The sequence below is a fragment of the Brevibacillus sedimenti genome (assembly GCF_020923495.1).
In the GTDB taxonomy this organism is placed as follows: Bacteria; Bacillota; Bacilli; order Brevibacillales; family Brevibacillaceae; genus Brevibacillus; species Brevibacillus aydinogluensis.
Genome location: NZ_CP064048.1, coordinates 2,298,318 through 2,320,654, shown reverse-complemented (window position 1 = coordinate 2,320,654; position 22,337 = coordinate 2,298,318). Strand labels below are relative to the sequence as shown.

Annotated in this window: 18 protein-coding genes and 1 pseudogene; 6 read left to right on the top strand and 13 right to left on the bottom strand. The window is 56.4% G+C overall.

Going from position 1 to position 22,337, the window contains the following annotated elements:
• Positions 1 to 9 precede the first annotated feature (9 nt).
• From IRT44_RS11340 to IRT44_RS11320, 5 genes are all read right to left on the bottom strand, one after another.
• Positions 10 to 2,070, bottom strand: coding sequence for a sigma-54 interaction domain-containing protein (locus IRT44_RS11340; RefSeq protein ID WP_230076686.1), 2,061 nt, complete (start codon positions 2,068 to 2,070; stop codon positions 10 to 12).
• Positions 2,071 to 2,136: 66 nt separating this feature from the next.
• Positions 2,137 to 3,792, bottom strand: a complete 1,656-nt coding sequence (locus IRT44_RS11335; protein WP_171566375.1) for a peptide ABC transporter substrate-binding protein — start codon at positions 3,790 to 3,792, stop codon at positions 2,137 to 2,139.
• Positions 3,793 to 3,863: 71 nt separating this feature from the next.
• Positions 3,864 to 4,889 carry an asparaginase gene (locus IRT44_RS11330; protein WP_230076685.1) on the bottom strand — a complete coding sequence of 342 codons (1,026 nt, stop codon included), beginning with the start codon at positions 4,887 to 4,889 and terminating at the stop codon, positions 3,864 to 3,866.
• A gap of 370 nt (positions 4,890 to 5,259) precedes the next feature.
• Positions 5,260 to 6,231, bottom strand: a complete 972-nt coding sequence (gene gmd, locus IRT44_RS11325) for a GDP-mannose 4,6-dehydratase (protein ID WP_171566377.1) — start codon at positions 6,229 to 6,231, stop codon at positions 5,260 to 5,262.
• 7 nt (positions 6,232 to 6,238) lie between these two features.
• Entirely contained in the window at positions 6,239 to 7,342 is a 1,104-nt protein-coding gene (locus tag IRT44_RS11320) for a glycosyltransferase (RefSeq protein ID WP_230076684.1), read from the bottom strand.
• A gap of 158 nt (positions 7,343 to 7,500) precedes the next feature.
• Here IRT44_RS11320 and IRT44_RS11315 point away from each other — a divergent pair.
• Positions 7,501 to 9,238, top strand: a pseudogene (locus tag IRT44_RS11315) (phospho-sugar mutase).
• 93 nt (positions 9,239 to 9,331) lie between these two features.
• On the opposite strand, the gene IRT44_RS11310 reads toward IRT44_RS11315, so the two are convergent.
• The 3 genes from IRT44_RS11310 to IRT44_RS11300 form a co-directional block, all read right to left on the bottom strand.
• Positions 9,332 to 10,045 carry a class I SAM-dependent methyltransferase gene (locus IRT44_RS11310; protein WP_171566380.1) on the bottom strand — a complete coding sequence of 238 codons (714 nt, stop codon included), beginning with the start codon at positions 10,043 to 10,045 and terminating at the stop codon, positions 9,332 to 9,334.
• A gap of 32 nt (positions 10,046 to 10,077) precedes the next feature.
• A complete protein-coding gene (locus tag IRT44_RS11305; RefSeq protein WP_171566381.1) occupies positions 10,078 to 10,722 on the bottom strand; it encodes a class I SAM-dependent methyltransferase in 645 nt (214 codons plus the stop codon).
• A 126-nt stretch (positions 10,723 to 10,848) separates the two neighbouring features.
• Complete coding sequence (locus IRT44_RS11300) at positions 10,849 to 12,111, bottom strand: glycosyltransferase family 2 protein (RefSeq protein WP_171566382.1); 1,263 nt, start codon at positions 12,109 to 12,111, stop codon at positions 10,849 to 10,851.
• A gap of 279 nt (positions 12,112 to 12,390) precedes the next feature.
• Here IRT44_RS11300 and IRT44_RS11295 point away from each other — a divergent pair, with 279 nt between their 5' ends.
• From IRT44_RS11295 to IRT44_RS11285, 3 genes are read left to right on the top strand one after another with little or no spacing between them, the layout of a single operon-like run.
• Entirely contained in the window at positions 12,391 to 13,107 is a 717-nt protein-coding gene (locus tag IRT44_RS11295) for an FkbM family methyltransferase (RefSeq protein WP_230076683.1), read from the top strand.
• 6 nt (positions 13,108 to 13,113) lie between these two features.
• Positions 13,114 to 13,947: an FkbM family methyltransferase gene (locus tag IRT44_RS11290; protein ID WP_230076682.1), complete on the top strand. Its 834-nt coding sequence runs from the start codon at positions 13,114 to 13,116 to the stop codon at positions 13,945 to 13,947.
• A gap of 13 nt (positions 13,948 to 13,960) precedes the next feature.
• Complete coding sequence (locus IRT44_RS11285) at positions 13,961 to 15,202, top strand: glycosyltransferase family 2 protein (RefSeq protein ID WP_171566385.1); 1,242 nt, start codon at positions 13,961 to 13,963, stop codon at positions 15,200 to 15,202.
• A gap of 136 nt (positions 15,203 to 15,338) precedes the next feature.
• Here IRT44_RS11285 and IRT44_RS11280 read toward each other — a convergent pair whose 3' ends face one another.
• Genes IRT44_RS11280 through IRT44_RS11270 form a run of 3 tightly spaced genes read right to left on the bottom strand, consistent with a single transcriptional unit; the run spans position 15,339 to position 18,842 of the window.
• Complete coding sequence (locus IRT44_RS11280; protein ID WP_230076681.1) at positions 15,339 to 16,463, bottom strand: glycosyltransferase family 61 protein; 1,125 nt, start codon at positions 16,461 to 16,463, stop codon at positions 15,339 to 15,341.
• Between the two features lie 37 nt (positions 16,464 to 16,500).
• Positions 16,501 to 17,448, bottom strand: a complete 948-nt coding sequence (locus tag IRT44_RS11275; protein WP_212133063.1) for a GDP-L-fucose synthase family protein — start codon at positions 17,446 to 17,448, stop codon at positions 16,501 to 16,503.
• Positions 17,445 to 18,842: a sugar phosphate nucleotidyltransferase gene (locus tag IRT44_RS11270; protein ID WP_230076680.1), complete on the bottom strand. Its 1,398-nt coding sequence runs from the start codon at positions 18,840 to 18,842 to the stop codon at positions 17,445 to 17,447. The genes IRT44_RS11275 and IRT44_RS11270 overlap by 4 nt, the downstream gene beginning before the upstream one ends.
• 244 nt (positions 18,843 to 19,086) lie before the next feature.
• On the opposite strand from IRT44_RS11270, the gene IRT44_RS11265 reads away from it, so the two are divergent.
• Both IRT44_RS11265 and IRT44_RS11260 read left to right on the top strand, forming a co-directional pair.
• A complete protein-coding gene (locus IRT44_RS11265; protein WP_212133065.1) occupies positions 19,087 to 19,878 on the top strand; it encodes an FkbM family methyltransferase in 792 nt (263 codons plus the stop codon).
• Between the two features lie 211 nt (positions 19,879 to 20,089).
• Positions 20,090 to 21,307, top strand: coding sequence for a glycosyltransferase family 2 protein (locus IRT44_RS11260; RefSeq protein WP_230076679.1), 1,218 nt, complete (start codon positions 20,090 to 20,092; stop codon positions 21,305 to 21,307).
• Positions 21,308 to 21,316: 9 nt separating this feature from the next.
• On the opposite strand, the gene IRT44_RS11255 is transcribed toward IRT44_RS11260, so the two are convergent.
• Both IRT44_RS11255 and IRT44_RS11250 read right to left on the bottom strand, forming a co-directional pair.
• Positions 21,317 to 21,664, bottom strand: coding sequence for a DUF1360 domain-containing protein (locus IRT44_RS11255; protein ID WP_171566391.1), 348 nt, complete (start codon positions 21,662 to 21,664; stop codon positions 21,317 to 21,319).
• A 49-nt stretch (positions 21,665 to 21,713) separates the two neighbouring features.
• Positions 21,714 to 22,313, bottom strand: a complete 600-nt coding sequence (locus IRT44_RS11250) for a hypothetical protein (protein WP_230076678.1) — start codon at positions 22,311 to 22,313, stop codon at positions 21,714 to 21,716.
• Positions 22,314 to 22,337: the final 24 nt, after the last annotated feature.

Genomic DNA, 22,337 nt, shown 5'->3' with positions numbered 1-22,337 from the left:
CTCCTCCGTTTATCCCCGGCTTTTCTCACAGCAGGCGAGAAACACCGCCCCTTTAGTGGACAGGCGGCTGCCCTGCCGTCCTTTGCCGACGTGTATCAGCCCGTCCTGCTGCAGCAGCTTTAAACGGTACCGCACTTGTTGGCCGCTCAGCTCGATTCCCTGCCGGCTGAGCTGCTCGCCCAACGCGTACCTCCCGCTCCCCTGCTGTTTCAAAACATGCAGGATCGCGACGACATCGTCCAAAAAGCCGCGCTGTTCGTATGCCTCGCACAGCGTCCGGCATTCGTCCGCAAGCACATCATCGGCCGGAACGGCAAAAGACTCCTGCATAAACGGCAGGTGGATGGCATACACTTCCTCCTCTACTACGTGGGCCAGGTATTCCATCACGTTTTCCAATTCCCGGATGTTACCGGGCCAATCGTACTCCTGCATCGCCTTCAGTGCCTCCTGCGTAAGTGTAAACGGTGGGCGGCGCATCTCTTGGCAGTATTTGCGAATAAATTCCTCCGCCAACAAGGGGATGTCTTCCGGCCGCTGTCTGAGGGGCGGCAGGTGGATGGGCAGGATGTTTAACCGATAGTACAAATCAGCGCGGAAGCGTCCTTCACGCACCATGCACTGCAAATCCTGGTTGGTCGCGGCGATGACGCGAATGTCGATCGGGATGACTTTGTTGCCTCCCACCCGCATGATTTGCCGCTCCTGCAGCACCCGCAGCAGCCGGTTTTGGATCGCACCGCTGGCATCGCCGATCTCGTCGAGAAAAATCGTTCCCTTGTGGGCCAGTTCAAACCAGCCGATGTGTCCTCCCTTGCGCGCACCGGTGAACGCCCCCTCCTCGTAGCCGAACAGCTCACTCTCCAACAGTGATTCGGAGATGGCGGCAAAATTCACACCGACGAACGGCTCCCGCCTGCGGGGAGAGGCGTTGTGAATGGCCTGCGCGAACAGTTCTTTACCCGTTCCCGTTTCACCCAGCAAGAGCACTGTTGAGTTGCTGCGGGCAATCTTGCGGGCGATTCGCAGCACCTGTTGAAAAGAGAGGCTTTTTCCACAGATGTCGTCAAAGTGGTACTTGGCCACCAGCCCTTTGCTGTACAGGCGCATACGGTAGTCGTGTTCCATCTGTTCGATTTCCGCAGCCTTGCGGAACAAGAGCAGGCTGCCGAAAAACCGCCCCTCCATGACGATGTGCATTTTGCGGAAAAAATACGTCCGGCCGCCCCAATCCACCAGTACGTCGTCGTTCTCGTCGCACTGCCGAATCATTTCGTAAAAGTCTGGCGGCAGACAATGGACCGCTTTTTCCCCCTGAATCGGCACACCCTGCAGGTGAAGGGTGTCCACCGCCTTCTGGTTGATAAACCGGATGGTATCCTTTTCGTCCATGGCAATCACAGCATCCTCGATTCGGTTGACGATTGCCTCCAGGTATTTGTGCAGCAGGTGGGCGTGATGAATCTCGTTGCTCAACTGTTTCGTGATATCGATCAGCGACTGCATCGCGCGGGCGGTCACCCGCTGAAAATTATCGCTGTCGAAATGGGCGTAAATCTCCAGCCAAGTGGACAGGTCGATAAGCCGGAAGCCGATGTCCACCACTTTGCGGATGGTGCCCGGCACGTGTTCGGCCTCACCCGGCGTGACGGCAATCTCAATGTCGCGCGGATAATCGGCCCCCGGATAGTACGGGTAGAGCTCAAAATCCATGCCGGAGTCAATCAGCAGCCTGACCGACTCCTTCGCCGTCTCCTCCGTATCGCTCACAAGCAGCACCTTTACCCCTTTGGGCACTTCCAACATTTCCCGCAAATTGTGATACGGCAGCATCCGCTTGGCAATGATCACCTTCGCTCCCGGCGGCAGATACGCCGCCACCTGCGGATAGATGCTTTTGGAGGACAGGACAACGAGCGAACCATCTGCAATCGGCCAGTAAGGCAGTTGATCCACGCGCCTGCCTTCGATGTGAAAATCCTCGGAGATGCCCAAATCACGGCATTGGCTGACCACAGACTGCAAAAATTCGTCCATTTTGGCGACAAATGTTACCGTTTTTTTCTTCATCACAACCCGCTCCATGCTGTAAAGTGAAGACAAGGGCGCGCAGCTTCAGCCCTTGTCTTCATTGTATTATTTCTTTAAAATCACCGCCCACTTGTAATCAATCGTGCCAACAGCATGGCGAACGATCCCATTCACGTTCGGCTGTTCCATGTACGCCACCGTTCTGAAATAGATGGGCACAATCGGCATGTCCTCCATGAAGATCTTCTCCGCTTCGTGCATCAGCTTGAAGCGCTCGGTTTCGTCAGCCGTGCTGCGGATCTTCTGCACAAGTGCGTCGTATTCCTTATTGCTGTAGTTGATGCGGTTGCCGGGATGATCGGTGGTATAGAGTTCCAGAAAGTTGTAGGGATCAGCATAGTCAGCCGGAATGGTGGAACGGGAGAACTGAAGCTTGCGTGCGCGCTGCTCCGCCAAAAACACGTTCCATTCCTTGTTTTCCAGTTTCACGTCAACACCGAGGTTTTTCTTGTACATCTCCTGCAGCACTTGGGCTATCGCCTTGTGCGCGTCACTGGTGTTGTAGGTCATGGTAACGGGCGGCAGGGTCGTCCAGCCTTCCTCTTCCATGCCTTTTTTCAGCAGCGCTTTTGCCTGTTCGACATCATTGTCCTTAAAATAGTCCCCTCCCACTTCACGAAAGTCGCGTCCGTCCGGTTCCAGCAAGCCGGTTGGCACGTGAGCCAAAGCAGGGAGTTCGTTGCCCTGCGTGACGTTTTCGATTAACGCCTTCCGGTCAATCGCCAGAGCAAACGCCTTGCGGATATTCTTGTTCGTAAACGGCGGCATGGACGTGTTCATCCGGTAGTAGTAGACGGATGCTTCCGACATCACTTTGGCTTCCCCTGAATCGATCAACCGCTTTTTCAAGTCGTTGGGCACAGATTGGACCATGTCAAGCTGTCCGGTTTTGTACATTTGGTACTGGGTATTTTCGTCGTTTACCATCACCCAGTCGATGCCGGCAATCTTGACCGAATCCTTGTCCCAGTAGCCTTCGTTCTTTTCCACTTTCACCGTCTGGTCATGCACCCACTCCGTCAGTTTGAACGGTCCGTTGGTAATGAGTGTGGACGCTTCGGCAGCGAAGTTCGGATTGCTTTCCACCGACTTTTTGTGAACCGGGAAGAACGTCGGCTGCGTGATGATGTTGAGGAAAAAGCCGGTCGGCGCTGTTAGCTTCACTTCCAACGTCCTGTCGTCGAGCGCTTTCACTTTTACGTCGTCTGCGCTTCCCTCTCCCTTGTTGAACTTCTCGGCTCCCTCAATAAAATAGGCAAGGAAAGCGGACGGGAAAGCGTTTTGGGGATCGACGATACGTTTCCATGCGTACTCGAAGTCGTGAGCTGTCACCGGGTCCCCGTTTGACCACTTACTGTCGCGCAGCGTAAACGTGTACGTTTTTCCATCATCGCTGATCGTCCACTGCTCCGCCATGGCCGGCTGCGGCTTGTGATCCTTGTCCAGTCGGACGAGCCCTTCCATGATTGCATTCAGCACTTCATTGGAGACGCTGTCGAAGCCCTTTGGCGGATCGAGCGACGGCGGCTCCGTCCGCAGATTGAGACGGAGTTTGGCTGTTGTGTCTGCCTCTCCACCCGCTTCCGCCGTCTGCCCTTTGCCTGGCTGATTCGGTGCAGCCGATTGGTTGCAGCCGGTGACCATCAGTGCCAGCAAGAGGGCGGACGTGCTCAAGACTTTCCATCCTTTGCGCAACTTCATCGGAACATTCCCCCTTTTCGCGGTAAATTGTATGGATCAAACCGCAGGTGCGGCCAGGCGGCCATCCGCTATTACGCGCGCAAGTCGATGCTGTCTCGGTTTAGCGCAAATCTGGTTGCGATGCGCCCGACAGCCACCCCACTCATGGTGGTCACGGCCGGCTCCGTGTACGCCGCCAATTCCTCCAACGGGCCGTCCGTCCCGATCCCCAACTGCCGCAGGACTTCGTTTACGACGGCGTAAAGGGCGCGTGCTCCTCCGTCTTCGATCTTGACTGCGATGCCCAGCCCGGTCTGCCGGTCCCCCAGGCAGTAAACCGCTTCCGCCCCCGCCTTGCCGATGACGCGGCCGCGAAACGCGCGCATCAGATCGGTGCAGTAGCGGTGATTGCCGCCGACCATCTCCGGATGGGCAGTCATCGCATCAGTGATGCGGCGGACTGCCTGCCGCCGCTGCGGGGCGGCAATTACGTCCGGTTTGGCCAGCTTCGCGTACGCCCAGGCGCAATGGGACAGCGGCAGACAGTGGACCGGCACGCCGCAGCCGTCCACAGCCAGCGCAATCTTCTCTCGCGGATAGCTGGTCAGGTCGCTGACCGCATCGAGGATGCGCTGCTGGACCGGATGATCCGGGTGATGGTAGGTGGCCACATCTTCGCCCAAATGAACGGCGGTGGCAATCATCCCGGCGTGCTTGCCAGAGCAGTTGCTGTAAACCGGCGTCAGCGGCTTGTCCTCCCGAAGCAGCTGCTTGTAGCTCTCCTCGTCCCGCGGCACGTGGGCTCCGCATTGGAGCGCTGCTTCCGTATGTCCGCAGCGGACCAGCATTGCCAGCGCCCGTTCGCGGTGGCGGAGCTCCCCGCTGTGCGACGCGCAGCATAACGACAGATCGGCTGGCTCCAGCCCGAATCGGTCCGCCGCTCCCGTCTCCACCACCGGGATCGCCTGGATCGGCTTCATGCTGGAACGGGCAAACGTGAGACGGTGAGGATCGCCGTACCAGTACAACAGGGTTCCTTTTGCATCGACGACAGCTACATGGCCGAGGTGAGAACTTTCCACGATTTCCCCTCGGTATACCTTGGCTACTACGTTCATGATTTGTCTCCTTTTGTGTTGAAGTGTTAGAATATGACTCTTCGACATGAGATAGAAGCAACTTTCATGCCACATAACGAATACGTAAAGAAGATTGGAAAAATTCCATAATTATTGCTGTTTGCGCGACTATGCTCATTGTTTGATGTTTTTTAGGATGTCCTCTTAACCTTAACAGGTTGTCCTAAAGAATAAACAGGTCATGGTTAAGCACAATCAGGTGAACACCTCTGAGTCGGACACCCCATTGTTTTGAAACCGGAACGAAAAAAAACAGCCTTTGGCAAGACTGTTTCCCGGCACATGCCGATGCGCTGATTCACGTTTTTTGCCTGCTGCTTGATGCTCCCTTTATCCTTCGATCAATCCCCTACGCCTGTTTGACTCTCTGCAGATCGGCCTCCACCATCATGTGAATCAGTTCCTGCAATCCCGTCTTGGGCATCCAGCCCAGCTCCCGTTTCGCTTTGGCTGGATTCCCCAGCAGAACGTCCACCTCCGCCGGACGGAACAACTGCGGATCGATCACGAGGTAATCCTGATAATTCAGCCCCACGTAGTCAAAGGCGATCTTGCACATTTCCTCTACCGTCGTGGTGGTTCCCGTGGCGATCACATAATCGTCCGGTTTTTCCTGCTGCAGCATCAGCCACATCGCTTCCACGTAATCACCCGCAAACCCCCAATCCCGCTTGGCGTGAATGTTTCCCAGCCGAAGTTCCTTTTTCCGGCCGGCCACGATTTGCGCAACGGTGTAGGTCACCTTCCGCGTCACGAATTCAAGCCCTCTCAGCGGCGACTCGTGGTTAAACAGGATGCCGTTGCTGGCAAACATGCCAAAGCTCTCCCTGTAGTTTTTCGTCATCCAGTACCCAAACAGCTTCGAAACCGCATACGGGCTGCGCGGGTAGAACGGGGTTTGCTCCGACTGCATCGGTTCCTGGATCAGCCCGTACAGTTCGCTGGACGACGCCTGATACATTTTGATCCCCGGGTCCACCTCGCGAATGGCTTCCAGCATGTGCAGCACACCCATACCGGTCACCTCGGCGGTCAAGATGGGCTGCTCCCAAGAGGAGCCGACAAAGCTCTGTGCCGCCAGGTGGTATACCTCATCCGGTTTGACCGCCTTGACAGCCCGGATCAGCGACGAGAGATCCAACACGTCTCCGTCCCTGTATTCCACCTCGTCCGCGATGTTCAGGTATTCCAGTCTCCACAGGTTGCTGGTGCTTCGCCGCGGAAGCAATCCAGCCACCCGATATCCTTTTTCCAGCAGAAACTTGGCCAGATAAGCCCCATCCTGGCCGGTGATGCCTGTGATGAAGGCTGTTTTCGTCACGGTCTCGCTACTCCTTTTCCACAAGTGATTGCAGTCTGCGGAGGACGGCCTTTGCGCTGTGTTTCCACGTAAAGGCGGATCGCACCCGCTCGCTGGCCGCGCGCCCCATTTGCTTGACGAGCAAGCGGTTTTCGCTGGCCGCGCGCATGGTTTTTTGCAGGACGTGCTTGTCGACGGACAGCCACCAGGGCGGCGCCACCGTCTCCGGAAGACCTGTACCCTGCGCGGGGAGCTCAACCTCCCTGGCCGGGAGCAAAAAAGCCGTCCGCCCGTCACAAAGATCGCGGCTGGGGCCCTGGTCCGGCGCGATGACGGGAAGGCCGCATGCCATCGCCTCCGCAAGCGGCAGCCCAAATCCCTCTCCCCTGTACGGGTGAACCAGGCAGTCGCATCCCGCATACAAACCCGCCATTTCCTCATCGGAGAGATGCCGGTCCAGATAGACAATGCGCGGGCTGCGCGGCCGGGAAGCTGCTTGACGGATTGCTTCGTGAAACGTCTGTCCTTTGTAAAAGCTGCCTGCCCCGTTGTCCTTGATCACCAGACATACATCGTCATCCGCCGTAAATTCGTCCACATATGCCTCTAGCAAGAGGTCGATCCCCTTGCGAGTGATGGTGCCGCCGACGAACAAAAAGCAAAAACTTGCCGTCCCCACGCGTAGCGGCGCAGCCTCCGGGCGGAAGACCGTTTCGTCGACGCCCAGCGGAATCACCTGGATTTTTTCTTCCGGAATGCCGCAGCGCACGTAGCATTCCTTGTTGTAGGTGCTGTACACCCAAATTTCATCGACGTCTTCCTGTAACGGGATGAACCAGTCGCGCGGAATGGCTCCGTACTCCCAGGCCTGCATGCAGATCCGGCGCTTCCCGGCCGGCTTCACCCACCTGGGCGTCCACTCGTGGACAACCGCAGCGTCTGCATCGGAAAATGGTACAAACGAAGCGGCGCGGCTGGACGGCACCCGTACGATTTCGTCCGGCGGCACTTCCATTCTCAGGAGAAGGCGAGGATCTCGCTCCAGCTGCCTGCAGAGATTCCGGTTGACAACAGCGATGCTGTGGCCGGCAAATTGCGGCCCGGCCCAGTTGACCCTGATTCGCTCGTTCAACGGCTCACCCCCGGACTGCCAAAATGACATTCTTCCTCAATATATGGCGCCGGGGCAAGGCCGGTTCCGGTTTTCCTTTGACTGCATCGTTCACCAGGACCGACACCCGGTAATACCCTAACAACAACTGGTACTATCAAGCGGGAGTGAAAACAACGATGACCCAACATTGGCAGGACCACTATCAGCGCTGGATGACGTTCGCCCACCTTGATCCTGAACTGCGCGCCCAGTTGGACAGCCTGCGGGATGACCCCCACACACTGGAAGACTGTTTTGCCAGACCGATCGCATTCGGAACCGGCGGCATGCGCGGGGAGCTCGGTCCCGGGATCAACCGGATCAATCTGTACACCGTGCGCAAAGCGGCGGCGGGTCTGGCCCGCTATGTGACCGCACACGGGAAAGCAGCGATGGAAGCGGGCGTGGCGATCGCCTACGACAGCCGGCACAAATCCCGGACGTTTGCCGTGGAGTCGGCCAACGTGCTGGGATGGTACGGCATTCGCGTCCATTTGTTTGACCGCTTGTGCCCGACGCCTCTGCTGTCGTTTGCCGTTCGCCATCTGGGAGCGTTTGCCGGCATTGTCATCACGGCGAGCCACAATCCGCCGGAATACAACGGGTTCAAGGTATACGGCGCGGACGGCGGACAGATTACGCCGGCGACTGCCGACATGCTGCTTAGACACATGGAAGAGGCAGGCGACGAGCTGCGGATTGAGACGGCGGACGAATCGTCGCTTCGGGCGAGCGGCTTGTTGCGTTCGCTTGGCGACGAGCTGCTTAAGGCGTATCTGGAACAATTGCACCGCCGCCGCATCCCGCCCGCCGTCCAACCGGCAGGCGATCCCGTCCGCATCGTGTTCACGCCGCTCCACGGCACCACGTACGAAGCGATCACAAAAGGACTTGACGCCTTTGGCTACCGCCACGTCACAGTCGTGAGGGAGCAGGCCGATCCGGACCCCTCCTTTTCCACCGTCTCCTCCCCCAACCCGGAGGAACATCACGCGTTTGACCTGTCCATTCAGTATGCGAAAACAGTCGGGGCCGACCTGGTTCTGGCAACCGACCCGGACGGTGACCGCCTCGGGGTGGCCGTGAAGCACCCCCAGGGAGACTACGTCGTGCTGACCGGCAACCAGACCGGAGCGCTCCTGCTGCATTACCTGTTGTCGCAAAAACAGCGAAGCGGCGCTCTTCCGGCAAACGGCGTCGTGTTGAAAACGATTGTCACGTCAGAGATGGGACGGGCGATCGCGTCTGATTTCGGGCTGGCCACCGTCGACACGCTGACCGGATTCAAATACATCGGCGAGAAACTGGGCGAGTTTGAAAAAAACAGGCGCGTACACCTTCCAGTTTGGCTATGAGGAGAGCTGCGGCTACCTGATGGCTGACATCGTCCGCGACAAAGACGCCGTGCAGGCGGCCTTGTTCATCGCCGACGCCTGCGCCTGCCACAAGGCTGAAGGGCGAAGCTTGTACGACGCATTGCTCCAGTTGTACGACAGGTACGGCTACTACAGGGAAGACCTGCATGCGATCACCTGCAGGGGCAAAGACACCATGGCCGCAATGGTATCCACTCTGTCCCGCCTGCGCAGCCGGCCGCTGACGGAGATCGCCGGAAAAAAGGTGGCTGTCGTGGAAGACTACTTGACGGGCAAACGCCGCAATATCGCCCTGGGCATAACCGATCTCTTGACCCTGCCGAAAACCGACGCGCTCAAATACGTGCTGGATGACGCATCCTGGTTCTGCGTCCGGCCGTCGGGCACAGAGCCAAAAATCAAGCTGTATGTCGGCGTCAAGGGTGACTCTCTGAAAGAGGCAGACACCAAACTGGCGACGCTCAAGCAAGCGGTCGGACACCTGTTTCAGACCCCATAGCCCGCTTTGTGCGGATCAAAACGACAACGCCTCTAAAGCGGTAACCCACCTTTAGAGGCGTTGCATTATCCGTCTGTGCAACGGGGGCACAACCTAGGATTCCTGCCATTTTTGAAACACGATCAAGCCGTTCCAGTATGTCGGATGACCGTTGCCAGCCGTCTGGACATCCATCAGGATTCGGTAACGACCGGGCCTGGATGCGATGAAGTCGAGGGTGGCTCGGCGCGGATCGGCCCAGTTTGTATCGTCGACGAGGATGACGCAGCCATCGGCGAAATAAGGTTCGGCTAGCTGAAGCGCCAGCAGCTGGTTGTGGTAGTCGTGCGGCCCGTCAAACATGTAGCAGCCGATCTGCTCCTTGTGCACGCGTTGGAAATACTCGACGTAATCCATCTCGAAAAACTTGTGGTTCCCGCTTTTATGCCGTTGAAAGTAATAGTGGAAACGGTCACGCGGTCCGCCGAATGCCGAAAAGTTGTCAATCCCGATGCAGATTTTGTCGGGGTGGTTGACCAGTCCCGCCAAAAACGTGTATCCGTGCCACACGCCGACATTCACGTATGCGTGTCCGGGAGCCATCTGCGAAACGAGGCGGTTCAGGATGGCTCCGATCGCAAAGGTGGACATTTTGGGAATGTCCCACACGCTGCGGATGTTTTCCGTCAACCTTAATCCGTCTGCCGGCAGCACGGTATTGGTTGACTGCAGCGCGAAATCGTCGGCAAAATACATGTTCTCCGGCAGTTGGTCGGTCGGCCGAATCCTGCGAAACGAGATTCCGGCCAAAAAATCGGCAGGGTTCATGCGGACGATTCCCTCCCTTCTCCAGTAACAGCTCAGCCTTGCATCTTCTGAAAGACGCAAATGTTCCATCCCATGTAGATCCGCCTGTACGAGGCAGGCAGTTCCGAAGCGAGGCGGGTGGGTCCCGGCCAGGACGGAACGTCGTCAAACACGACATAGCCTCCGGCCGGCACCATCGGACTCCACGACCAAAAGTCGCGCTTCACCGCCTCGTAATTGTGGTCAGCATCGATAAACAACAGACCGATCGGATTATTCCTGGGAAAATGCCAGGAAGTAGCCCCCGTATCTCCTCGCAGCGGCTGCACACAATCGGCCACGCCGGCGTTGGTGAGATTTTGCAAAAACTCTTCGAACAGCTGGTTTTCCTTATACCCTTTCAATAACGTCTTGCATGTCTGTTCATCAGGTCCCCCGTTTTTCGTGCCCTCCCAGGTGTCAACCGCAAATACGCGGCCTGCGCCCCGGTCTTTGACAGCATGGGCCAGCCAAACGGTAGACCGTCCTTTCCACGATCCCAATTCCACGACCGTGCCGGTAGGCGCATAAAACCGCACGAGCTGGTATAGCACCATGCCCGCTTGATCGCACACCCATCCCTGGATGGGCGCCACTTTTGCCTGTATTTCCAGAAACCGGGCATGCAGTGTGGGCGATTGCATGAAGTGTCCGCTCATTGCCCGCCACCCCCTCACGCAAGTTTTGGCACGTGCTGCCTTGTTTTCCGATGCTGCTATGATATGCATGCATGTTCAATGCGGCGTGTTCGTTGGCGGACGGGCGTGAAAAATAGGTGAGTGGGATCAGAGTCGGGGAACAGGCTGCCTGTTTTCGCGAATCCACTCTCTCAGCCTGTGCTGCTCTTTTGTAAACACACGGTAAAACGCCGCTTCTTCCCGGGACAGGGGCATAATCTCGTAGGCCATAAAACTGCACACTCGCCTGTTTGCCTGACTGTCAGGAAGAATGACATGCCACGAAGAATAGATTTCTACCCGGTTCTCCGCTTGATCGGAATGAAGCGGAATCTCCAGCTCAAACAGGTTTGCGGGTATGCGAACGCTGCCGGCATGCTGACCGTTGAGCATTACGGTCAACTGCTGAATGTTCTGCGGCTGGGCGGGAATATGATGGGGAATTTGTCCCTTGATCAAGAGCGTGTCAAGCGGATGCTCGGGATTGACCTCGATGGACAGGACGAGCTGAATCGGCACCATCCGGTCCGGGTATCGGTTCATGTCCACCAGCTTCGGAGTATTGCCGAACATCTGGTATGCTTTCACATCGCGCAGGATCCGGTAGATTCCGTATTTTCGGTAATGGGGGACGTAATGGTCGGCAAGCCACGTGTTGGAAATGGCCCCGAAGTGTTTCAGACTGGTTTTTAGCACCTCCGGTATTCCGATGGATTCCCACTGCGTGCCCGATTTGCTGGAGCCGTGATATCTGGCGTTGGCCAAAAAGTCATCAATGGTGCCGATGCGATGCGTTTTGGCAATCCGAATCCACAGGTCGTAATCCATGCAGAAATTCAGCTTCTCATCCACTCCGCCTACCTCTTCTATCACCTCTTTCCGGATGAAAGCGGACGGCTGGCAGATGTGACAGCATTCAAACAGTTCGCGGGCGTCGACCGGCAGTTTTGGGGGAAACGGAAAGACGGTAACTTTTTGATTGTATTCGTTGATGACATAAGCTTTGCCGTGAACCATCCCCCATTCGGGATGCGCTAATAGCGCCTTCACGGCTTTCATGACCGCCCCCGCCTCGTACGTATCGTCCGAATTCAGCCAGCCGATGATCGCTCCCCTGGCCAACGCCAGTCCCTTGTTGATCGCGTGGGACTGACCCCGGTCAGGCTCGGACACGAAACGAAAGCGCGTGTCAACCTGGCTGAAATGCTCCAATATCGCCAGCGTTTCATCTGTCGATCCGCCGTCAATCACGATGTGCTCCAGATTGGGATAATCCTGCTGCAGCACACTCTCAATCGTTTGGCGGATAAAATGCCCCTGATTGAACGACGGCGTAATGATGCTCACCAAGGGTAGATCTTCCACAGCCACCACATATCCCTCCTTTGTTGTAAGAAGTTATGTTTCCCGGCACGATACGATAACTTATGCAAAGCGAATCCGCGGCGAGACCGGGCGATGTTTCCGGAAAGCAGGACGTGAGGCGGCCTTCATCTGCAGCTGACCGACCGCGGGAGAACGCACAGCGTTTTGAAAAAAAACTGAAACACGAAGACACTGCTGTCCAAACCATTCGGGTGAAGCGATCATATCCTACTCTATAAGGCAAAATCCAGATGCCAGCCATTTACGATGAGGGGAGAACCTGTAATGGACAATCGTCAATTCCTGAAACACGCCGTCCGCACTGCCTTGGATACGCGCAATTTTGACTGGGTCTTCCGCCAGTTTCCCAACAGATCACACTTGATTGCTCATAAACGAATTGCCCTTGTGCTGGATGTCGGTGCCAATACCGGACAATTCGCCAGCAAATTGAGACAGCAAGGGTATCGCGGCAGAATCGTCTCCTTTGAACCATTGTCCAAGGAATTTGCCCAATTGCGGCAATTGGCCTCCAGCGATCCCCACTGGGACTGCAAGCAGGTGGCGCTCGGCAGTACAGAAGGCCAGGCCATCATCAACATCGCCGGCAACTCCTACAGCAGTTCCCTTTTGCCGATGCTGGACCGGCACGTGATCGGCGCTCCCGATTCGCGCTACGTCGGCAGGGAAACCATCGTCATCACACGTTTGGATACGCTGCTGCCGTCACTGATACACGCGCACGAACGCGTCTACCTCAAGCTGGACGTCCAGGGATACGAATTGGAGGTTCTCAAGGGGGCCCAACGGACGCTGCCCCACGTAGACATCTTGGAAATGGAACTGTCGCTTGTCCCTTTGTACCAGCACCAATTGCTGTATCCGGCCATGATTGACTACGTGGATCGCCTGGGTTTTGATCTGCTCTATCTGGAAAGGGATTTTGCAGACTACACCACAGGGGAAGTGCTTCAGGTTAATGGCATCTTTGTACGGAGGTAGACAGCCATGCACCCTTTTACGCATTCGGAAGTATCACTGAATGACGTCACCATGACGCTTGTGACAAACCTGGAAGATCTGATTTCCGGCGCCGAATTACGGAGCGGGAAGAAGCTGTGGTCGGACGCCCTGGATCACGCGCGAAAAAATCTCAAACCCCATGGCCGGATTCTCTACGCCGGCGGCCATGTCGGCTCAGCGGTGATTTTTCTGGCCAAGGTGGAGCCAACCGCGCTGATCTACTGTTTTGAACCTGACCCGATCAATTTCGCGCTGTTGACGGTTAACCTGGAGATCAATCAGGTGCGCAACGTCCATGCGTTTCCGTTTGCAGCAGGAAAAACACAAGGATTTATTCCTTTTTACAAAAGCGATTGGGATTCATCCGACCACCGCTGCGCCATGCCCCGAATGGACGATCCGGACGTTACCATTTTTCACGGCCTCCCCTACCGCATCCCGATCGTGCAGCCCCCGGAATTTCTCAAAGCGTGCTATCGCAGCAAGGCTCCTCGCTCGTTTGACTTGATCGTGACCGACACCCAGGGGGCCGATTTTGACATTTTGGAAGCGTGTTTGCCGATGATTGGCCCGCATACCGGCGTGATTGCGGAGTATTCGCCCTATCACCTGTACCGCCACGGCACTTCCAGGCAGGATGTAGAACGCCTGCTTCGCCTCTTTTCCCGGGCGGAAATCGTAAACTCGCGGGTGGAAAATGTCATGCCCGCCCCCGTTACCGTTGACCAACTGCTTTCGTTTTATGACGAACACTGCGAACAGTACAAAGGCTATGTGGACATCTGGTTGACTGCACGCCAGGACCCAACACACAAATAGGAGAGTGAGGCCCATGGACACCCAATCGCTTCCGCTTGTGAGCGTCATCACCCCCTCCTATAACCACGGAAAGTATATCCAAGAAACGATCGAAAGCGTGCTGAAGCAGGATTACCCGCATGTGGAACACATCGTGATTGACGGCGGATCCACGGACAACACGTTTGCGATCCTGTCCCAATACAACCAGCTAAGCGAAAAATTCACCTTCGTATCCGAACCGGACCGCGGTCAGTCCCACGCGATCAACAAAGGCCTGTCTGTCGCGCGGGGAGAGATAATCGGATGGTTGAACTCGGACGACACGTATATGCCCGGCGCCATCCGCCGAGCGGTTCAAGCCCTGATGGCAAACCCTCACTGGGGGATGGTACACGGAAACGGCTACGTTGCCAACGAGCGAAACCTGCCGGTCAGGCCGTTTCCCGTCAAGCCGCAGGATCGGCTGAAACTGTTTGAACGGTGCAACATCCTGCAGCCTGCCGCCTTCGTCCGCAAACAGGTCTTGTACGATGTGGGAGGGTTGGATGAAACCCTCAGCTTCTGTATGGACTACGATTTGTGGATCCGCATCGCAAAGCGCCACCGCATCGGCTATGTGCCCGAATTCTGGGCAAAAGCCAGGTATCATTCCGCATCCAAATCGGTCACCCAGTGGCCGACGGTAGGACTTCAGGAAGTGTTCCGGACGAGCGCCAAACATTACGGTACCGTGTCAAACGACTGGGTGATGGAATACCTGTACTTCCACCACAACAAAGGCGTGTTTCCGCTGCTGAACTTTTTTCGGGCGCACGCGGTTTTTGGCAACGCACCGCGAATCACAGCGATGAACCGCCACCCGGACATGTGGGTCCCGCCCAATTTTCACGTCTCGATTCAATCCGATCCGCAATCTCCCGCACACACGCTGCTGATCAGGGGCGCAAGACCGGCCGGGCCGTCCGCGTCCCAATCAGCTTTCCTGCATTACGTCATAAACGGCAGCATGACGGGAACAATCGCCGTGAACGGGACGTCATTTACCGTGGAATTTCCGCTCCCGCCGGATCGGACGAACCATGAACTGGACATTTTCGCATCGTGGAACATAAAGCTTGGCTCCCCGGCGCAGCCGCGCGTCGTCAGCTTTTTGGCCGATCAGGTGCTTCCTCTCTCGTATCAGGAGCTGCAGTTTTACCGTGCATATCTGACAAATCCCGCCGGCATCGCGCAGTGGATCAGGGATCATCGCCGCCCGGTTCCCCGGCTGTAAGCTGCAGTCGGCCGCATGCGGCAAGCGGCGCGACTCGCGCATGCCGCGTCATTCAAACCGTTTTGGAAGGAATAATAGACACGGGGTGCTTGGCCCAATGGCAAGCACCCCGTTTTTTCCTTTTCCACCCCTGCTGCTATGTGCATCCGGCCAGTTTCAGCAGTCCGGCCAGTCTCTTCAGATCGACGACGATATCGTCTTCGATGTGGTAGCGAATGGACCACACATCGTAGACCAGCTTCCGCTTCCTGCCGATCAGGTAATAGTAATCTAGATCGCAGTGGCAGCTGATCATCCAGTATGTTTGGCGAACCCAGTGAGGAGAGAAGAATTCGATTACTTTTGTTCCCGGCCGGCAGAAGACAATATTGGCAAGGCCCGCCCCATGCGATGCGACAATCACCTCTGCTGACGCAAACAGGCGCACCTGCTCGGCGACCGAATACTCCTCACAATGGATGCGGGTAAATCCGTGCCGTTCCAGTAGAGCAACCACTTCCTCTTCATTGCGCACGTGTCGGTAACGGGCCCCTGAGCGGCTGATGTAGAGGCGTTCCCCTTTCCCGCCGGACGCGGCTGCACGCCACCCGGCGAACCGTTCGCGCAGAAAGTCGCACACCCATTTTTGCACGTGGCCGGAGTATGCCACCGGCGGAGTAATGACCAGATTGGATGCGCAGATGTGGGTATCGCTTTTGCATTCAATCAGCCGATCGGGTGTTACCCCGAGTGCGGCAAGCGTCTCATCCTGAAACGGCTGGCGCTTTTGATTGATCAGGTATTTGTCGACGGCGATCCCCTCTCGCCGCAAAAGTTCCATCCGCGCCAATACGTCGAACATCCAAAAAAAATAGTTGGAACTGCCCACATATGTCAACAGCGCAGCGGTCCCGGGCAGACGTGTGACGGGCGGCAGATATTCCTGTTCAAAGACGGAATGCTCCTGCGGCAGCCGGTACATCTCATGGGAGACATCCCATACCAGTTTGTTGTCCGGACTGATTACCGCGCCGTTCTCCCCCCACACTCTTCCGTTCGGCATGAAGGCAATGTAGTAGGGCAGCGGTTCGCCATACATCGTCCACATCGAAGGGTCAATCGGCTGCTGGAAACGGCCGGGATCATAGCGAAACGGTTCGACCGGACATTTCCGATACATGCCCGCCGCACTTTTCTGATCCGGATACGCTGCGGCCGCCCAATCCTCCGTGGAGTTGTAAAAATCACGGGGAGGACCGATACCTTCATCCCATCGTTCCATATGTTCCCCTCCGATCAGTCGTAAACGTGCAGAGCTGCTAGCCTCTTTGCGCCCGCTGCGCGACGTACCACGCAATCGTCCTGCGCAATCCCTCGCGCAGCGACACCCGGGCCTGAAATCCGAAGTACTCCCTGGCCTTCCGGACATCGAGACATCTGCGCGGCTGTCCGTCCGGCTTTCCGGTATCCCAGCGTATCTCGCCCGTAAAACCCGTTTCCCTGGCGATCAGCTCCGCCAAATCTTTGATGGAGATTTCCTCCCCCGTGCCGATGTTGACCGGCTGATCGCCGTCGTAATGCTCCGCTGCCAGCACGATGGCTTCCGCAGCATCCTCGACATAGAGAAATTCGCGCGTGACCTGTCCTGTCCCCCAGACCACGATGTGATTCTCGTTACGCTCTTTGGCCTCCACGCATTTGCGGATCAACGCCGGAATCACATGAGACGTCTCCAGATCAAAGTTGTCGCGCGGCCCGTACAGGTTGACGGGAAGCAAAAAAATCGAATTGAACCCGTATTGCTGCCGGTAGGCTTGACTTTGCACCAGGAGCATCTTTTTGGCCAACCCGTAGGGAGCGTTTGTTTCTTCCGGATAGCCGTCCCACAATGTTTCCTCCCGAAACGGTACAGGAGCGTGCTTGGGATAGGAACAGATCGTTCCGCAGGCCACGAATTTTTCCACACCGCCGCGCCTGGCCGCTTCCATCAGATGAATGCCCATGGACAAGTTGTCGTAAAAAAAAGCCCCCGGATTTTTGCGGTTTGCTTCTATTCCTCCAACCGAAGCCGCCAGGTGAATGATCAAATCAGGCTTTGTCTGCTCAATAAGCGACATGGCTGTTTGCTGATTGCGCAAATCGTAATCGCGGCTTCGCGGTACAATGATCCGGCTGCAGCCTGCCGCCCTCAGCCGTTCCACCACATGGGAACCGAGAAAGCCCGAGCCTCCGGTCACCATGATGGTCTTGTCAATCCAGCGTTTCATGCTCCTCCCTCCAGCTGGTCACGGTTTACCCGCTCCATGATCTCTTCCCACGAGAGACACAGGCGGACGATGTCGTCTTCCACCAGGCTGTCTCCCATCTGCACCTCGATGATATCCAGATCGGCAGTGGCCTTGATCGCGTGCTTGGCCCCGACCGGAATTTCCAGTACATCCCCGGCCTGAACATGCCGCAGACGATCGTCCAACACAAATTCACCCTCGCCGGCGACAATTACCCACACTTCTGAGCGATGACGGTGATACTGGTAGCTCAAATTCCGCTCAGCATGGATGTGAAGCCGCTTTGTCAATACCTCGGCCCCGCTGTCCGTGGTCTGGTAACCGATCGCTTGATACCACCCCCAGCGCCGTTCTTCAAACATCGGACGGTGGTTCCACTCTTTCGCAATATCTTTGATGCGGTGACTTTTCGCTTTATCCGATACCAGGATGCCGTCAGGACTGGCCGCCACCACCACGTCGGACGTTCCAATGACGACAATCGGCAGGTCCAATTCATTGATCACGTGGGTATTGGTACATCCGTTGTCCAGGTGCCCTTTTCCGACGAGATTCACGGTCATTTCCTCCGTGATCGTGTTCCAGGTGCCCAGATCCTTCCACTCTCCGTCGTAGGGAACGACGACGACTCGTTCCGCTTTCTCCACCACTTCGTAGTCAAAACTGATCGCGGGCAGCCGGTCGTACTGCTGAATCAGCGCGTCGTACTCAACGGGGTATCCTCTTTTCTCCAATTCCTTGATCATCGTTTCCAGGCGAAACGCAAACACGCCGCAGTTCCAGAGCGCGCGCCGCTTCAGCAGCCACTTTGCCTGCTCCTCAGACGGTTTTTCCGTAAACGAAAGGACGCGGTACATCTGCGGCTGTATCTTGTCTGCTTTTGATTCAGCAGGGACGATGTAGCCGTATTTGCTGGACGGATAAGTTGGCGTAACCCCGATCAGCGCAAGATCGGCTCCCGATTGGTCGAGCACGTGCTCCAGCTGCTTGATCAGCGCGAAAAAATCTTCCCCGACGTAGGGATCGACGGGCATGACCGCAACCGTTTCCTGAAGGTCCACGCCCTCTCTGGAATACAAAAAGCTGGCGGCCAGTGCGATCGCAGGAAACGTGTCCCGCTGCTTGGGTTCAAGGATGAGCGGCACCTCCGTCCCCAACTGGTTCACGATCATGTCCGCCTGCGTTTTGCTGGTGGAAACGTACAGAGAATCGAGCAAGCCGTTGGCAGCCAACTGCCTCCACAGCCGTTGCACCATGGATTCCAACTCGCCGTTCGGATTGCGCAGCATTTTCAAAAACTGTTTGGACCGTACATCGTTTGATAACGGCCACAGTCGCTTTCCGGACCCTCCTGATAGCAATATGAGTTTCATCCACTGCACCTCTGTCCGATTTTTGTCTTGGCCTGCACTATTTTATGAACAAGGAAAGAGGGGTGATATTGAAACGGACAAAAATAGGTATTCTCTCTTCCGCCGGGATGAACGGCCGCATGATGAAGCTGTCCCGTTTCAAAACGACTGTGTTGCACATATCATATTCAATGGCACAGTGACACGAGTCTCTTCCACCAAACTCTGCATGACCTGACGGGGTCATGAAAGGAGAGGAACGGGTTTGTATCCTTTTTCGATCGCACACGTGACGTTGAACAATCTCACCATGCAGCTGATCACCCATCTCGACGACAAAGTGGCGGGAGCCGGTTTTCGCAGCGGAAACCGCCTCTGGAGCGATTCGCTGGAGCATGCGCGGAGCCTGTTAAAGCCGAAATGCCGTGTTCTCTATGCCGGGGGCCATCTTGGCTCGGCGGCCATCTATCTGGCAAAGGCTGAGCCGTCGGCGACCATCTACTGCTTTGAGCCTGACCCGCTCAATTTCGCCCTGTTGACGGTGAACCTTCACCTCAACCAGGTTCAGAACATTCATGCGTTTCCCTACGCGCTGGGAAAAAGCGGGCAGTACATCTCGTTTTTCAAGAGCGCCTGGGACTCGTCCGATCACCGCTGTGCGATGCCGAAAAGCAGCGACATGGAAGTATCGATCTTCCGCAGTCTGCCTTACAAAATCCAGATGGTGAACCCCGTGGAGATGTTCAGCAATTGTTACGGCTTCACCGTTCCCCCGCTGATGGATCTGATCGTGATTGACACGCAAGGGGCCGACTTCGCCATTATCGAAGCGTGCCTGCCGCTGGTGAGCAAGGACACGACGATCATCGCGGAGTACTCCCCGTATCACCTGTACCGGTACGGCACCACCAGGGAAGACGCCGCGCGGGTGCTCAAGCATTTTTCGCGGATCTCGCTGAGCCGGGAGCAGCCTGCTACCGTCCAGCAGCTGTTGGCGATTTACGACGACTACTACGCCCAGTACAAAGGCTTCTACGACATCTGTCTGAGAAAGTGAAAGGAGGCTTTCTTACATGGGAGGAACATGGACCGAGTCGTTCATGCTCTTTAACGTCCCGCTGGAAGCCAAATTTCCGCAATCCCGGATTGGTGCCGGATTATTTGTAACCGCACCGCATGACGATGGGAAATAGCGCAAAAAGGGAGGCCGAGTGCATTGACCCGGGCCCCCTTTTTTCCGCATTTCATTTTGGAAGGGAGTGAGACGTATGTCCCAACAGGATCTTCCTCTCGTCAGCATCATCACCCCCTCCTACAATCAGGCCGGCTTTATCGCGGAAACGATCCAGAGCGTTTTATCCCAGGACTACCCGAACATCGAGCACATCGTGGTGGACGGAGGATCAACGGACGGCACAGTTGCCCTCCTGCAGCAGTACAGCAGCACTCTGGGGGAGCGGTTTCGCTTCGTGTCCGAGCCTGACCGGGGCCAGTCCCACGCGGTCAACAAAGGAGTAGCCATGGCAAAAGGGGAGATTATCGGTTGGCTGAACTCCGACGATACGTACGTGGCGGGAGCGGTCAGGAAAGCCGTGCAGGCATTGCGGCAGCATCCGGAATGGGCAATGGTGCATGGCAATTGCTTCGTCATCAACAAAAACAGTCGTGCCTCTTCTTCGCTCACGGTCAGCACCGCCACGCTCCAACGCCTGTATGAGAGCTGCTGTGTCTGCCAGCCTGCCGCGTTTTTCCGCAAGCACGTGTTTCAACAGCTGGGGGGTGTGGACGAATTCCTTCATTTTTGCATGGATTACGACTTGTGGATTCGCATAGCCAAACACTACACCATCGGCTACATCCCCGAGCATCTGGCAAATACCCGCGTTCACGAAAGCTCCAAAACTGCAACCCAATGGCACTCGGTCGGGATTCCGGAAGTCCTGCAAACCGTCGTCAAGCACTTCGGCTCGATCTCAAATACGTGGATGAGGTACGCGGCTCCCTACCTGCGCATGGGCACCTACTCCCTGCTGCGCCAAATCAAGGCCAACGCCGCCCGCAAACAGACTCCCAAGGTCACGCACATGAACCGGTACAAGGATTTGTGGGTCCCCCCCATGTTCACGGCAACGGTGGAAGCAGATCCGAGCAGTCCGGCCCACCTCTTGCTGGTCAAGGGAAGATCATCCCAGCACATCCCGTCCCCATACGAGCAGGGGGTCCATTTCCAGTGTTCCGTCGTGGTCAACGGACGGCTGATGGCTGTGCACCAGATCACAAAACCATCGTTTTCATTGGAGATACCGCTTGACAAAAGCCGGTTGAAAAACGACGTGGCCATCTTTTCGTCGCGGTTTATCTCTCTTGAAAATCAGGTGTACCCGATGAAGCGGCAGGTCAGCTTCATCGCGGAGGATGTGCTTCCTCTATCCCAGGACGAAGCACGGCTCTATCAAACAATTCAGCATGCGTCCCACACGCCATAGCCGCAACCGTCAACCCGTGTACAACTTGGTCTCGATTACGGCCGCTGCACCTGCGACAGCGAGAAGCAGCAGCAGAGGAAAGGCGGCCGGTACATAGACGTAAAGCGCGACGACTGCCGCTGCCGCCCAAATGCCTACGCACCAATGGCAGCTGAGCAGCATGCCGAGCCAGCGGCGCAAGCCTTCCCCGTGAAATTCGATATGCCGGATCAGTTGACCGACAGCGTCGGTCTCATACTTCTCCGTAAAGAAAGGCGCTCTCAGAAACGCAGTGATTTCGTCAAACACGATCAAGTGGGTCAGGCGAAAACTGGCCAGCACCAGAATCGCCAAATCCAGCCACGAGACGCCTTCCATACATCCCACTCCTTTTCCTGATACGTTCTTGGTTCTTTACCTCTTACGCTTACAAGGAAAGGGCGATCCGGTTATTGGCCGCAAACTGCAGCCCCTGTTCCTGAAAGAATACATAGCCCTCGACCGTCACGGTGTTTCCGGTTTCCGGTTTGGTGACGGAGAACTGGAAATTCTGAAACATCTCGGTTGTGTTCGGCTCAATCCTCACGGGATGAATCGGTGCCATCCAGTACTCCCCTCGTTCTTTCGCCTGCGTAAACCAGTCATTCTCCAGATACCGCCACCCTTTGATCCCTGCAGAACTTTGCACGGCGAGCGTTTCCACCAAATTGGGCGGCAGGATTTGTCCCCCCATCTTGATGCTGTCAGGCGGATCGGCGCGAAGGCAGACAACCGGATTGTACAGCGCTTCTGTTCCCGTATTTTTTACGCAAATATTGCCGATGAGCAAAAACGGCCGGTTTTCGACATCGGACCGCAGCACGGTGTAGTCGAAAAACACCTCTGCTTCCAGCCGCCTTGCTTCCGCCTGCCGGAACGTTTCCGCCAAAGGGACTGCTTCCTGCACAGTAACTTGCGGCTCCGCCTCGTCCGTCCTGGCTTCAGCCGTGTCAGGATCAGGCTGCACATCGATTGTCTGTGCGCCCAAGGCCGCCTCTGTCTCCAGAGGTTC